The 13,357-nt window shown below is 71.0% G+C and carries 12 protein-coding genes; 4 read left to right on the plus strand and 8 right to left on the minus strand.

Annotated elements, in window-relative coordinates:
• Window positions 1-15 precede the first annotated feature (15 nt).
• Entirely contained in the window at window positions 16-1,560 is a 1,545-nt protein-coding gene (locus tag M3C17_RS08995) for a PucR family transcriptional regulator (RefSeq protein WP_259977320.1), read from the plus strand.
• A gap of 8 nt (window positions 1,561-1,568) precedes the next feature.
• On the opposite strand, the gene M3C17_RS09000 is transcribed toward M3C17_RS08995, so the two are convergent.
• Both M3C17_RS09000 and M3C17_RS09005 read right to left on the minus strand, forming a co-directional pair.
• Window positions 1,569-1,991, minus strand: coding sequence for a riboflavin kinase (locus M3C17_RS09000; RefSeq protein WP_259977322.1), 423 nt, complete (start codon window positions 1,989-1,991; stop codon window positions 1,569-1,571).
• A complete protein-coding gene (locus M3C17_RS09005; RefSeq protein WP_259977324.1) occupies window positions 1,988-2,497 on the minus strand; it encodes a flavin reductase family protein in 510 nt (169 codons plus the stop codon). The genes M3C17_RS09000 and M3C17_RS09005 overlap by 4 nt, the downstream gene beginning before the upstream one ends.
• Before the next feature lie 101 nt (window positions 2,498-2,598).
• Between M3C17_RS09005 and M3C17_RS09010 the strand changes: the two genes are divergently transcribed.
• Window positions 2,599-3,330: a PadR family transcriptional regulator gene (locus M3C17_RS09010; RefSeq protein WP_259977326.1), complete on the plus strand. Its 732-nt coding sequence runs from the start codon at window positions 2,599-2,601 to the stop codon at window positions 3,328-3,330.
• 127 nt (window positions 3,331-3,457) lie between these two features.
• On the opposite strand, the gene M3C17_RS09015 is transcribed toward M3C17_RS09010, so the two are convergent.
• From M3C17_RS09015 to M3C17_RS09040, 6 genes are all read right to left on the minus strand, one after another.
• Window positions 3,458-4,342, minus strand: coding sequence for a PfkB family carbohydrate kinase (locus M3C17_RS09015; RefSeq protein WP_259977327.1), 885 nt, complete (start codon window positions 4,340-4,342; stop codon window positions 3,458-3,460).
• Complete coding sequence (locus M3C17_RS09020) at window positions 4,335-5,714, minus strand: NtaA/DmoA family FMN-dependent monooxygenase (RefSeq protein ID WP_259977331.1); 1,380 nt, start codon at window positions 5,712-5,714, stop codon at window positions 4,335-4,337. The genes M3C17_RS09015 and M3C17_RS09020 overlap by 8 nt, the downstream gene beginning before the upstream one ends.
• Window positions 5,715-5,817: 103 nt before the next feature.
• Window positions 5,818-6,666 (minus strand): ABC transporter permease, encoded by an 849-nt coding sequence (locus tag M3C17_RS09025; RefSeq protein WP_259977332.1) that lies wholly within the window; start codon window positions 6,664-6,666, stop codon window positions 5,818-5,820.
• Window positions 6,659-7,456 (minus strand): ABC transporter ATP-binding protein, encoded by a 798-nt coding sequence (locus tag M3C17_RS09030; protein ID WP_259977333.1) that lies wholly within the window; start codon window positions 7,454-7,456, stop codon window positions 6,659-6,661. Before M3C17_RS09030 ends, M3C17_RS09025 begins: the two co-directional genes overlap by 8 nt.
• Entirely contained in the window at window positions 7,456-8,559 is a 1,104-nt protein-coding gene (locus M3C17_RS09035) for an ABC transporter substrate-binding protein (RefSeq protein WP_259977334.1), read from the minus strand. Before M3C17_RS09035 ends, M3C17_RS09030 begins: the two co-directional genes overlap by 1 nt.
• 119 nt (window positions 8,560-8,678) lie before the next feature.
• On the minus strand, window positions 8,679-10,130 hold the full coding sequence (locus M3C17_RS09040; RefSeq protein ID WP_259977335.1) for a helix-turn-helix domain-containing protein: 1,452 nt from the start codon (window positions 10,128-10,130) through the stop codon (window positions 8,679-8,681).
• Between the two features lie 132 nt (window positions 10,131-10,262).
• Here M3C17_RS09040 and aceA point away from each other — a divergent pair, with 132 nt between their 5' ends.
• Window positions 10,263-11,588, plus strand: coding sequence for an isocitrate lyase (gene aceA / locus M3C17_RS09045; RefSeq protein ID WP_259977336.1), 1,326 nt, complete (start codon window positions 10,263-10,265; stop codon window positions 11,586-11,588).
• A gap of 86 nt (window positions 11,589-11,674) precedes the next feature.
• Window positions 11,675-13,330: a malate synthase A gene (gene aceB / locus M3C17_RS09050; RefSeq protein WP_259977337.1), complete on the plus strand. Its 1,656-nt coding sequence runs from the start codon at window positions 11,675-11,677 to the stop codon at window positions 13,328-13,330.
• Window positions 13,331-13,357: the final 27 nt, after the last annotated feature.

Genomic DNA, 13,357 nt, shown 5'->3' on the forward strand with positions numbered 1-13,357 from the left:
CAGTCGTACAATCTGATGAGCGGATTCACCGGACTGTACAGAGCGGAGGCGTCGATGGCCGCACGGGATGAGCCGACGCTGCGGGCACTGCTCCACCGGCGCGACCTGGGACTCCGTCTCGTCTCCGTGAGCGGCGACCTCGCAGACGGCGCGCTCGACCGACCGCTGCGGTGGGTGCACAGCTCCGACCTGGGCGACCCCACTCCCTTCCTGGCGGAGGACCTGGTGCTGCTGACGACGGGCGCGCAGTTCGACGACGACGACATTGCCGCCTACGTCGGACGGCTCGCCGATCGCGGCGTGCTGGGGCTCGGCTTCGGCACCGAGGTCCGCCGCTCGGGCATCCCCGACGAGCTGATCGCGGCGTGCGCCGCCCACGGCATGCCCCTGTTCGAGGTGCCCTACCGCACCCCGTTCATCGCCGTCGCGCGGGCGCACTCCGAGGCCATCGCGGCGCAGGCCTACGCCCGCCGGTCCTGGGCGCTGGACACGCAGCGCGCCCTGGCTCTCGCCGCCCTGCGGCCGCGCGGTCTCGACGCGATCGTGGCCGAGCTCGCCCGCCGCCTGGACACGTGGGCTGGGATGTTCGACGCCGCCGGCGCCCTGCGCCACTCCCATCCCCGCGACGCGGTCCCGTCGGACGTGTTCGTCGAGCTCGGCGCCCGCGTGCAGGAGATCCTGGACCGAGGGCTCGAAGCCGGGCAGTCCCTCACGCTCGGCGCGCACACCTTCATGCTCTTCACCGTCGGCCGCGGCGGCCATCTGCGGGGCGTGATCGCCGTGGCGCAGGAGACGCTCGACCAGGAGGCGCGCTCGGTGGTCACGTCGGTGATCGCCATGGCCGGCCTGGCACTCGAGCAGAGCGAGCAGCTCGCCCGCGACCGCCGCCGACTGCATACCCAGCTGCTGCGCTCGCTCCGGGGAGACGACCCCGCGCTCGCCCGCCGGGTGCTGGGCGGCCTTCCCGCGTCGCCGATCGTGGTGGCCGTGACCGGCGACGCCCCGGCCGAGCCGCTGCTCGACTGGTGGGAACGGCAGCGGGCGGAGCACGGCACCGCCGCGTTCGTCGCCGAATCCGACGATGGGATGACGATGTGCGTGGCCGCCGACGACGAGGAGCTGCTGGACGAGGTGGCGCAGCGGTTCGCCGTGCGGATCGGCGTCTCCGACCCCGAGGGCTACACCGCGTTCTCCCGCGCCCACGCGCAAGCGCTCACGGCGCTGCGCCAGCCGGGGCCGCGGGAGGCGGCGCGCTACGCCGACACGGTCGGCTCGCGGCTGCTCACGGCTCTGGCCACCGACGAGGCCCGGCTGGTCGCGGAGTCGCGGCTCGCCCCGCTGCGGGAACAGGATGCGGCGCAGGGCACCGCACTGGAGCACACGCTGCGCACCTGGCTCGAGCACGACGCCCGTGCGGAGCCTGCCGCGGCGGCCCTGGGCATCCACCGGCACACGCTGCGGGCGCGCATCGCCCAGGCCGGCGCCCTTCTCGGGGCCGACCTGTCGACGTTCCCCGCGCGGGCTGAGCTGTGGACGGTGCTGCAGACGGCCCGCGACTGACGCCGGCCTCAGCCCGGCGCTCCGCCGAGAGCCGGACGCCCCCGCTCGGCGAGGACCGTCCGGGAGCGGGCGACGTCGGCGGCGGTCTGCGCGACCAGGTCGTCCACGGTGTCGAAGCACACGGTGGGGCGCAGCCGCGCGACCAGAGCGACGGACAGACGCCGCCCGTACAGGTCGACGTCCGCATCGTGCAGATGCACCTCGACCCGACGCGCACGGCCGCCGCGGAAGGTGGGGTTCGCGCCGACGCTCACCGTGGCCTCGCGGAGCCGGTGTTCCTCGTCGATGCGAGCCCAGGCGGCGTAGATGCCGTCCTCCGGCAGCGGCTCCGACCCGAGAGCGAGGTTCGCCGTGGGGAAGCCGAGGCCGCGCCCCCGACCGTCTCCGTGCACGACGAGCCCGTCGAGCGGGGGCCGAGGCGGTCCGCTCACCCCTCGGTCGCCGGCGTGATCGCGCGGTAGCGGCTCTGGTGGAACACCAGCGGCTCCACGTCGTCGAACACGGTGACGTCGCCGATCTCGTAGAGCGCGATCTCATGGTCGCCACCGTCGAAGGTGCTGTGCAGGCGGCAGGTGAGCCACAGTGCCGCGTCGGCGATTAGCACGGCGCCGTCGTCGGTGCGGTGCCAGGCGTGGCCGCCGAAACGGTCGCCGTCACGCGCGGAGAGCGATCTGCTGAGCGGTTCGTGATGCGCCGCGAGCACGCTCATGCCGAGTTCCGGGACCGCGCGCAGCACCGGCCAGGTCTTCGAGGTGCGTGCCGCGCTGACGGCGACGAGTGCGGGCTCGAGGGAGATCGAGGTGAACGAGTTGACGGCCATGCCGACGGCGCGGTCGTCCACGTGGGCCGCGAGGGCGACCACCCCTGTCGGGTAGACCGAGAAGGCGCGGCGTAGCGCGCGGTCCCGCGGCAGGGCATCGGTCACGGCAGTCGTCATGGCGGGTCCTTTCGTTAGTCAACTTTGACTATTGCGACTATAGACAAATTTGACCATGCAAACAACCGTCATCCGCGATGCGAGCCGTTAGCATGAACCCCATGTCCACCACCCGACTCGTCGTCCTCGGCGCCGTGAAGCAGTTCCAGCCGGTGCACGGCTACTTCCTCCGCCGAGAGCTGATGACCTGGCACGTGGACGAGTGGGCGCACATCCAGCCCGGTTCCATCTACAACGCGCTGCGCGCACTGGAGGTGGACGGCTATGTCGCCGAGAGCGGCACCGAGACGGAGGGCAAGCGCCCCGCCCGCACCACCTACCGCATCACGCCCTCCGGCGAGGTCGAGCTGCAGCGGATGCTGCGCGAGAACCTCTGGAACGTCGCCGCCTTCGACACGCAGGCCATCATGACCGTCGCCTCGTTCATGTTCGTGCTGAGCCGGCAGGAGGTGATCGCCGGCCTCGAGCACCGCCTGATCAAGAGCGACGCGATCATCACGCAGAACGGCTTCGACGTGCAGGACACGCTGCGCTCCGAGACCACGCCGAAGTACGTGCGCGAGATCTTCGACCTCTCCACCGCGCGGCTCACCGCGGAGAAGGAGTGGCTGATCGCCCTGCTGGAGCGCCTGCGCGCCGGGGAGTACACCTTCGCGGGTGAGACGCCGGAGCCCGCCGATGACCCGGCAGGGCCCACCGAGCCGGCGTCCGCGCGTGCCGCGGGAACGACGAACGCGAAGTCGCCGACGGCCGCGAAGGCGGACGCGACGGCGGCGAAGGCCCGCGGGAAGGGAACCCCGAGAGCAGCCGCGAAGCCGTCCGCGGCGCGCTGAGCCCCGCCCGCACACCGTCGGCGTCACGACGCCCGCCCGCGAGGCCACGTCGTACAGCACCATCGCCGCGTCGCCGAAAGCGCCCAGCGCGTCGTCGGAAGCGCCCCTGCGCGTCGTCGGAAGGGTCTCAGCGCGTCGCCAGGAGCTCCGCGATGGACGCGGGCGACAGCGCGGGGGTGGTGGCGCCGCGGTGCTGCGCCACAATCGCCCCGGCGGCGCACGCCCGCACCAGGGCCTCCTCCAGTGGTACGCCCTGGGCGAGCGCGGCGGCCAGAGCTCCGCAGAACGCATCGCCCGCACCCGTCGTGTCGACCGGGTCGATCGGGAACGCCTCGACGCGATGCACCGGACGGCCGCTGCGATGGAGGTCCACGCCCGCGGCCCCGCGCGTGAGCACGACCGCCCGCGCTCCCGCCGCCTGCAGGCGTGCCATCCCGCCGAGCTCCGCGCACTCCGTCTCGTTCACCACCAGCACGTCCACCACGTCGAGCATGCCGATCGCCGCCGCGTGCGCCGGCGCCGCGTTCAGCACCGTCACCGCGCCGTCCGCCCTGGCCGCCCGCAACGCCGCCGCCACACTCGCCCGCGGCACCTCCAGCTGCGCGAGCACCACGGCGACATCGGCGACGCCGTCCACCGCGTCCTGCACGGACAGTTCGCCGTTCGCCCCGGCCGCGACCACGATGCTGTTGTCGCCGCCCTCGAGCGCGAGCACGTGCGCGACCCCGGTCGGCGCGACCGCACTGCGACGGAGCACGGCGACCACCCCGGCCTCGGCGAGCGTGCGCTCCAGCAGGTCCGCGGCCTCGTCCTCGCCGACGACGCCCACGAAGCGCGACGGAGCGCCGGTGCGGGCGGCCGCGACGGCCTGATTCAGACCCTTGCCCCCGGGGAAGCGGCCGCCCGCGCGACCGAGCAGCGTCTCGCCGATGCGCGGAGGGCGCGACACCTCGACCACGAGATCGAGGTTCGCGCTCCCCACGACGGCGACGCCGGAGCGGCTGTCAGACACGCGCCATCGTCCGCCGGAACGACGAGCCCACGTGCGAGTCGGCGAGCGCCGGGGTCGGTGTGCCCAGCAGCCGTTCGCGCAGCGACTGCGGCTCCGCAGACGGCTCGGCGACGGCGCCGCGCTCCTTCAGGATCGGCAGCACGTGCTCGATGAAGTCCCTGGTCGACGCGGGCGGGATGACAGGGGCGAACAGGAAGCCGTCCAGGTCGGCGCCGTCGGCGAGCTCCATCATGCGGTCGGCCACCTGCTCCGGCGTGCCGACGATCGGCCGGGCGCCCACGCCGTGCGCGTGCCAGTCGCCGAGCACGTCGCCCACGGTCTTGTCGGCGAAGCGCGCGACCTGCGTCTGCGACAGCTCCGTGCTCAGCTCCGACATGGGCGTACTCGGGTCGTACGACGACAGGTCGAGGCCGGTGAACCACGCGTAGGACGCGACCGTGACCTCGGGGTTCTGCGCCTCGGCGACCTCGGCGTACGTGCGCCGCGCCTCCTCCTCGGTGCTGCCGACCACCGCGGCGAACGCCGACATGATCTTCACCTCGTGCGCGGCGCGGCCGTTCTTCACGGCCTCCTCGCGGATGGCGGTGGAGTGCGCGCGGAGCTGTTCCACCGAGCCGCTGCCGACGAAGATCGCCTCGCCGTGCTTGCCGCCGAATTCCCGCCCGGCCGGGGACGCCCCCGCCTGGAACAGCACCGGCGTTCCCTGCGGCGAGCGCTGCGTGTTGCCGTAGCCGTGGGAGCGGAAGTACGGCCCGTCGTGCGCGATGCGGTGCACCTTGGCCGGATCGGCGAAGCGTCCCGACTTGTCGCGTTCGAGCGCGCCCTCCTCCCAGGCCTCCTCCCACAGCTTGTAGACGACCTGCATGAAATCGTCCGCCATCAGGTAGCGCTCGTCGTGACCCACCATGGGCACGCCGAAGCCCTGCACGGCGGTGTCCGCGGTGCCCGTGGTGACGACGTTCCACCCGATGCGCCCCCCGGACAGGATGTCGAGCGTGGCCATCCGCCGGGCGAAAGAGTACGGCGGCTCCAGCAGGGTGGAGCCGGTGGCGACGAGGCCGAGCCGCGTGGTCTCCGGGATCAGCGCGGCGAGGATGATGGCGGGGTCGAGCCGCGGCAGGTCGAGACCTTCGACGGAGCAGATGTCGGGTCGCTCTCCCGCCACGTCCGCCCACCCCCACGCGTCGGCGAGGAACAAGAAGTCGAAGCCCGCGTCCTCGACCATGCGGGCGGTGTCGCGCCAATAGTCGAGCCGGTCGAACAGGTAGCGCCGGTTGTCCGGGTGGCGCCAGGTCGCGGTGCCGGAGTCGTTGGCCTGCGCGTTCTCGAAGAGTCCGAGTCGCAGCGTCTTCACGGGGTGCTGAGCGGTCATGGCTGGTGCCTTCCTTGTGGGTGGGGGATGTCGTTTCGGGGGTACGAGGGCGTGCCGGACGAGCCCGGGGGCGACGGAGCCACCCCCGGGTTCGGGGTGCGTGTCAGCCCTTGGCGGTGACCTCGCCGTCGCTCCACCACAGGACGCGCTTGCGCACGACCGCGAGGAGCACGATCAGGAGCACGCCGAGCAGGCAGAGCAGGGCGATGCTGGCCCAGGTCACCGGCAGGTTGGCCTGCGCGGCCGACGTGGTCACGAGCGAGCCGAGACCGGCCTGCTGCCCTGCGGCGACGAACTCGGCGACCGCCGCGCCGACGACCGCGAGGGGCAGGGCGATGCGGAGACCGGCGAACACGTAGGGCATGCTGCCGGGGAACCGCAGCTCCCGGAAAATCTCCCACCGCGAGGCGTGCAGGGTCTTGAACACGTCGAGCGCCTTCTGATCCACATCACGGAGTCCTGCGAGCGAGTTCACCAGCATCGGGAAGAAGACCACGAGGCCGGTGACGATGAACTTCGGCACCATGCCGAAGCCGAACGCCACCACGAGCGCCGGGGCGATCGCCACGATCGGCGTGACCATCACGATGATGACGAGCGGCATCACGGCGCGCTCGATGATCTGGAACTCCGCCATGATCACGGCCAGCAGGAACCCGGCGAGGATGCCGGCGGAGGCGCCGACCACCACCTCGAGAAGTGTCACCAGGAAGTTCGACCAGTACATGCCGGCGTCCTCGACCAGACTCGCGCCGATCGCCTCCAGTGTCGGCAGGACGTACGGGTTGGTCCAGGCCACCACCTGCCAGAGCAGGGCCGCGATCACGAACGTGATCAGAGTGGGCAGCCACGAGCCCCAGCGCAGCCAGACGGGCACCCCGCGGCGGGGCGTATCGTGCAGGCGCGCGGTGGCCAGGGTGGCGGTGGTGTCTCTCATCGTCAGCTCAGACATGGGCCTTCTCCGTCTGCGCGCGCAGCGCACCGCGCACGACTGCCTCCAGGTCGCGGAACTCGTCCGTCGCGTACGCCTCCTCGGTCCGCGGCCGCGGCAGGTCCACGTCGATCACCTCGGCGATGCGTCCGGGATGCGCGGCCATCACCACGATCCGGTCGGACAGCATGATGGCCTCGGGCACCGAGTGGGTGACGAACATGACCGCCTTGCGGTTGGACTGCCAGAAGTCCAGCAGGGCGATGCGCTGCAGGTCGCGGTTCATCTCGTCGAGGGCCGAGAACGGCTCGTCCATCAGCATGATTGCGGGGTCGAACACGAACGCCCTGGCGATCGCGGCGCGCTGCTGCATGCCGCCGGAGAGCTGCCCGGGGTACTTGGTCAGCGCGTGGCCGAGGCCGAAGGTGGACAGCAGCTCTGCGGGGTCGCGGAGGGCTCGGTCGCCGTTCGCTCCGCGGTTGATCCGCACCGGGAGCTCGACGTTCTCGCGCACGGTCTTCCATGGGAGCAGCGCGGGCGACTGCGGCACGAGGCCGATCTTCTTGTCGCGCGAAGCCGCGGTGACGCTCTCCCCGTCGATCGTGACGGTGCCGGAATCGGCGTCGAGGAGCCCCGCGACGACCTTGAGCAGCGTGGACTTGCCGCATCCGCTGGGGCCGATCACCGACACGAACTCCCCCATGCCGATCGTGAGACTCACGTCGTCGAGGACCGTGACCTTGGCGCCGTCGACGCCGAACGCCTTGGAGACGCCGCGCACCTCGACGCCCGCACCGTGTGCCGCGGTCATCACTTCTCCGACCAGACGAGGGTGTCGCCGTCGTACAGGTCGGCCACGAGGTCCGCGTCCATCATGTCGGTGATGGCGGGAAGGTCCTTCACGTCGCCGTACTCCTGCACGATCTCGTACTCGGGCTCCCACATGGCCTCGGTCTGCACGCCGGGGTTGCCGCCCGCGCTCTCGCGCACCCAGGCCGACTCGACCTCCCATGTCCGGGCGAGCTGGTCGCGCGGGAACGCCGCGCCCTGGCCGTTCTCCTCCGCCAGCTCCGCGAGCATGTCGATGCACTCGTCCGACTCGTCGAGGCAGAACTGCAGCGCCTTGAGCGTCGCGCGCATGAAGTCGGCGGCGACCTCGCGGTGCTCGTCGAGGAAGCGCGAGTTCACCTCCATGACGTTGTACGTGCCCTCGACGCCGAGGTCGGCCGGGAGGAACTCGCTGAACGGCAGGTCCTGCGCCTTGAGGGACTGCGGCTGGTTCGAGGCGTAGCCGACGATCGCGTCGACCTGCTCGCGCACGACCACGGTGGGGTCGTAGTTGGTCATCTTCACCATCTCGACCTTCGAGACGTCGACACCGGCCTCGTCGAGCATGGCCGAGGCGATGGGCGTGAGGTTGATGAAGTAGCCGAGCGATCCGCCCTCCAGGTCGGTCAGGTCCTTCAGCTTCTCGTTGCCGAAGATCGAGAACGGCGGCGTGGTGCCGTAGGTTGCGACCGCGGTGAGGTTCTTGCTGTTGGCGGCGGCGAGCATCACGTCGGATGCCGAGCCGAGCGCCGTGAACTGCGCCTGGCCCGACGCGACGAGCTGCTGGCCGTTCGCTCCGGAGGCGTTGATCTCGACGTCGAGGCAGAGGTCGTCGAAGTAGCCGAGCTCCTTCGCGAGGAACACGTCGATCTGCCCGGCGCTGGCCGAGTAGCCGTAACCGGAGATGTAGGTGATGGTGCCGGCATCCTGGTTCCGCTTGCAGGCGTCGCTGTCGCTTGCACTCGTGGGGGCGGTTTCGCCGCCCGGCGTCTGCGCGGAGCATGCTCCGAGCGTCAGCGCGGCGGCGAGAACGCACGTCAGGGTGGCAGTGGTGCGGAATCGGGTTTCCGCAGAGGAAGTAGCCATGAGGGTCCCTTCTCGGCCGTTCGTCATTGATGGCTCGATGAAAGTAACATAGTCAATCTTGACTAAGCAAGACCGAACTACTCTCGCCGAGCAGCGAGGACGACCGGCTGGTACCCGGCTCAGCGCGGCGCGTGGGCCTCCAGGAACTCGTACACGTCGGTGGTGTCCACGCCGGGGAAGGAGCCGGTGGGGAGGGTCGCCAGCAGCGTGCGCGGCGTCTTCACGTTCGGCCACGAGTTCTCCCGCCAGCGGCCCTCCAGCTCCGCGGGCGCACGGCGGCAGCACGCCTCGACCGAGTGCTTCGAGACGCCGCGGTGCGGGGTGTCCCGCCCCACGAACCACTTCGTGTCGTCGAACCGCACGCCCACGCTGACCGAGTGCAGCCCCTCGCTGGACGCCTCCACCCGAGCCGTGCACCAGTACGTGCCGTTGCCGGTGTCCGTGTACTGGTAGTACGGGTTGAAGCGGTCGTCCTCGTCGAACACGACCCGCGAGGTCCAGCGGCGGCAGCACATCTGCCCCTCGATGGCCCCGAGCCGGTCGGTCGGGAAGTTCACGTCGTCGTTCTCGTACGCCTTGGTGATCGTGCCCGACTCATGCACCTTGAGGAAGTGCACCGGGATGTCGAGGTGACGCGTCGCGAGGTTGGTGAAGCGGTGCGCGGCCGTCTCGTACGACACGGAGTACGCGTCGCGGAGGTCCTCGATGGAGATCGACCGCCGCTGCTTGGCGTCGATCAGCGCGGGCGCCACGTGCGCCTCCGGCATCAGCAGTGCGCCCGTGAGGTAGTTCGTCTCGACGCGCTGGCGCAGGAACTCGGCGTAGCTGCGGGGCTCGGCGTGTCCGAGGATGCGACTGGACAGGGCCTGCAGCACCGCCGTCCTGGCGTCGCCCTTCGCCGGAACCCGACTGGAGAGGTAGAGCCGTCCGTTGGCGAGATCCGCGACGCTGCGGGTGGTCTGCGGCAGGTCGGGGGCGTAGTGCAGCGTGAACCCCAGGTGCGCGGCGATCTCCGACGCGGTGCGCTGTGTGAGCGGCCCGCCGGGGTGCCCCACGGCTGCGAGCAGCTCGGCAGCCTTCGCCTCCAGCTCCGGGAAGTGGTTGTCCTGCCGGCGCATCAGGTGGCGCAGCTCCACGTTCGCCCGCCGTGCCTCCTCCGGCGTCGCCGCGCGCTCGTCCTTCAGGCGGTCGATCTCGCCGTGCAGGGCGAGCAGCGCCTTGAGCGCGTCGGTCGGCACGCTCTTCGCGATCCGGAACGGCTCGATGCCGAGCGCCTGGAACGTCTGCCCCTTCATCGCTCGCTCCAGCGCGATCTCGATCGCACTGCGCTCGTCGAGCGGCTCTCCCTCCAGCAGCGCGTCGATCGTGACGCCCAGGGCACGGGCGATGGCCTGCAGCTGCGTGAGCTTGGGCTCGCGCTTGCCGGTCTCGATCATGGAGAGCTGGCTCGGCGCGCGCTCCACGGCCGAGGCCAGCTCCTCGAGGGTCATGCCGCGCGAGGTGCGCAGCTGGCGGATGCGGCGACCGATCGTGAGGGCGTCGGTGTCTTCGGCAGCGTCTGCGGTGCTCATGGCCGGGATTCTGTCACAGAAACAGAAATCCAGGGAAATTTCTCTCCAGATCCGGCCAGGAGAGTCGCCGATCTTCACGCAGAGTGGTCACACGCCACCGGCGATGACGCCGGTCCCATCCGAGGAGACATCATGACGCACACCGCACAGAACCCCACTCCGCGCCCCGCCGGCCTGCGCGCCGGCGACCAGGTTCAGACCGCGGCGGAGCTCCAGGAGATCTGGGACACCGACCCGCGCTGGGACGGCGTCGAGCGCACCTACTCCGCCGACGACGTCATCCGCATCCGCGGCTCCGTCCGCGAGGACGCCACCCTCGCCCACCGCGGCGCCGAGAACCTGTGGAACCTCCTGCACACCGAGGACTACGTCCGGGCGCTCGGCGCCTACACCGGCGGCCAGGCCGTGCAGCAGGTGCGCGCCGGCCTCAAGGCCATCTACCTCTCCGGATGGCAGGTCGCCGCCGACGGCAACCTCGCAGGACAGACCTATCCCGACCAGTCGCTGTACCCCGCGAACTCCGTGCCGGCCGTCGTCCGTCGCATCAACAACGCGCTGCTGCGCCAGGACCAGCTGGAGCACGCCGAGGGCGAGATCACGCAGGACTGGCTGGCCCCGATCGTCGCCGACGCCGAGGCCGGGTTCGGCGGTCCCCTCAACGCGTACGAGCTCGCGCAGTCGCTCATCCAGGCCGGCGCCGCCGCGATCCACTGGGAGGACCAGCTGGCCAGCGAGAAGAAGTGCGGTCACCTGGGCGGCAAGGTGCTCGTGCCCACGCAGCAGCACATCCGCACGCTCAACGCCGCCCGCCTCGCGGCCGACGTCGCCGGCGTCCCGACCGTCATCATCGCCCGCACCGACGCCCTCGCCGCCGACCTGCTCACGAGCGACGTCGACGAGCGCGACCGGGAGTTCACCACCGGCGAGCGCACGTCCGAGGGCTTCTACCGCATCCGCCCCGGCATCGAATCGGTCATCAGCCGCGGTCTCGCCTTCGCCCCCTACGCCGACCTGCTGTGGGTGGAGACCGGCGAGCCCGACATCGAGCTCGCCCGGGAGTTCGCCGCCGCGATCCACTCCCGGTACCCCGGCAAGCTCCTGGCCTACAACTGCTCCCCGAGCTTCAACTGGAAGCGGCACCTGTCCGACGCCGAGATCGCCACGTTCCAGCAGGAGCTGGCCGACCTCGGCTACAAGTTCCAGTTCATCACCCTCGCCGGCTTCCACGCCGTGAACCACTCCATGTTCGACCTCGCCCGCGGCTACGCCGAGCGCGCCATGAGCGCCTACGTCGAGCTGCAGGAGGCCGAGTTCGCCGCCGAGGCCGACGGCTACACCGCCACCAAGCACCAGCGCGAGGCGGGCACCGGCTACTTCGACGTCATCTCCACGGCGCTCAACCCCGACAGCGCCACGCTCGCCCTCGCCGGCTCCACCGAGGCCGCGCAGTTCCACTGATCCCCACGCCCCCTCCGCGGCGCTGCCGCGCCGGGCGTGTGGCCCCTCTTGTCGCACCGTTCGACACCACCTGAAGGACTCACATCATGACCACTCCCACCGCTCCCCCGACGACCGCCCCGATCCAGACGACCCAGCAGGGTCCCGCGATCGAGGTCACCGGCCCGATCCGTGACCGCTACGACCAGATCCTCACCCCCGCGGCGATCGCCTTCCTGACCGAGCTGCACCATCGGTTCGCGTCTCGGCGGCACGACCGCCTGGCCGACCGGATGCGCCGCCGCTTCGAGATCGGCAACGGCCACGACCCGCGCTTCCGCGAGGACACCGCGCACATCCGCGCCGACGCCGACTGGCGCGTCGCCGGTGCGGGCCCCGGCCTGGAGGACCGTCGCGTCGAGATCACCGGGCCGACCGACCCGAAGATGACCATCAACGCCCTCAACTCTGGCGCCCGCGTGTGGCTCGCCGATCAGGAGGATGCCACGAGCCCCACGTGGAAGAACGTCATCGAGGGGCAGCTGTCCCTCCGCGACGCGATCCGCGGGAAGCTCTCGTTCACGTCCCCCGAGGGCAAGGAGTACCGGGTCACGGCTGAGCGCACCCCCACGATCGTGATGCGACCGCGCGGCTGGCACCTGCCGGAGAAGCACCTCGCCTTCATCGACCGCGCCGGCCGTCGCACTGCGGCTTCCGGTTCGCTGGTCGACTTCGGCCTCTACTTCCTGCACAACGCGCAGGCGCTGATCGACGCGGGGCGCGGTCCGTACTTCTACATCGCCAAGCTCGAGTCCAGCGAGGAGGCGAAGCTCTGGGACGACGTGTTCTCCTTCAGCGAGGAGTACCTCGGCCTCCCGCACGGCACGATCCGCGCGACCGTGCTGATCGAGACGCTGCCGGCCGCGTTCGAGATGGACGAGATCCTGTACGAGCTGCGCGACCACTGCGCGGGGCTGAACGCCGGCCGCTGGGACTACATCTTCTCCATCATCAAGAACTACCGCGGTCGTGGGGCGCGCTTCGTGCTCCCCGACCGCAGCGAGGTCACGATGACCGTCCCCTTCATGCGGGCGTACACCGAGCTGCTGGTGCAGACGTGCCACAAGCGCGGGGCCTTCGCGATCGGCGGCATGAGCGCGTTCATCCCGAACCGCCGCGACCCCGAGGTCACCGCCCTGGCGATCGAGAAGGTGTCCGCCGACAAGAAGCGCGAGGCCGGCGACGGCTTCGACGGCACGTGGGTGGCCCACCCGGACCTGATCCCCACCGCGCGCGCCGAGTTCGACGCGGTGCTCGGCGACCGCCCGAACCAGGTCGATCGCCAGCGCGACGACGTGCGCGTCCAGGCCTCCGACCTGCTCGACCTCCACATCGGGCGGCCCATCACCGCGCAGGGTGTGCGGGACAACGTGTCCGTCGCCATCCGCTACCTGGAGGCCTGGCTGCGCGGCCTGGGCGCCGTGGCCATCGACAACCTGATGGAGGACGCGGCCACCGCCGAGATCAGCCGCTCGCAGGTGTGGCAGTGGATCCACCAGGACCGCACCACGCAGGACGGCACCCCGATCACGGTGGACTACGTCGAGGAGCTGATCCGCGAGGTGCTCGCCGAGGTGGAGCGCCGCGAGGGCGATCGCTTCGACGACGCCGCGGAGATCTTCCGGGAGGTCGCGCTGCGGGAGGAGTTCCCCGCGTTCCTCACCCTGGGCGCATACAGCCGCTTCCTCGTCGACGAGGACTGAAAACGGCGGGGGGGGGGGGCGGCGCGG

The sequence above is a fragment of the Microbacterium sp. p3-SID336 genome (assembly GCF_025143365.1).
Taxonomy (GTDB): Bacteria; Actinomycetota; Actinomycetes; order Actinomycetales; family Microbacteriaceae; genus Microbacterium.

What these genes read in the sequence shown, in the direction of transcription:
- M3C17_RS08995 (WP_259977320.1), top strand. Translation starts at nt 16, where the DNA reads ATGAGCGGATTCACCGGACTGTACAGAGCGGAGGCGTCGATGGCCGCA.
- M3C17_RS09005 (WP_259977324.1), bottom strand. Translation starts at nt 2,497, where the DNA reads ATGACGACTGCCGTGACCGATGCCCTGCCGCGGGACCGCGCGCTACGC.
- M3C17_RS09010 (WP_259977326.1), top strand. Translation starts at nt 2,599, where the DNA reads ATGTCCACCACCCGACTCGTCGTCCTCGGCGCCGTGAAGCAGTTCCAG.
- M3C17_RS09020 (WP_259977331.1), bottom strand. Translation starts at nt 5,714, where the DNA reads ATGACCGCTCAGCACCCCGTGAAGACGCTGCGACTCGGACTCTTCGAG.
- M3C17_RS09025 (WP_259977332.1), bottom strand. Translation starts at nt 6,666, where the DNA reads ATGTCTGAGCTGACGATGAGAGACACCACCGCCACCCTGGCCACCGCG.
- M3C17_RS09030 (WP_259977333.1), bottom strand. Translation starts at nt 7,456, where the DNA reads ATGACCGCGGCACACGGTGCGGGCGTCGAGGTGCGCGGCGTCTCCAAG.
- M3C17_RS09035 (WP_259977334.1), bottom strand. Translation starts at nt 8,559, where the DNA reads ATGGCTACTTCCTCTGCGGAAACCCGATTCCGCACCACTGCCACCCTG.
- M3C17_RS09040 (WP_259977335.1), bottom strand. Translation starts at nt 10,130, where the DNA reads ATGAGCACCGCAGACGCTGCCGAAGACACCGACGCCCTCACGATCGGT.
- aceA (WP_259977336.1), top strand. Translation starts at nt 10,263, where the DNA reads ATGACGCACACCGCACAGAACCCCACTCCGCGCCCCGCCGGCCTGCGC.
- aceB (WP_259977337.1), top strand. Translation starts at nt 11,675, where the DNA reads ATGACCACTCCCACCGCTCCCCCGACGACCGCCCCGATCCAGACGACC.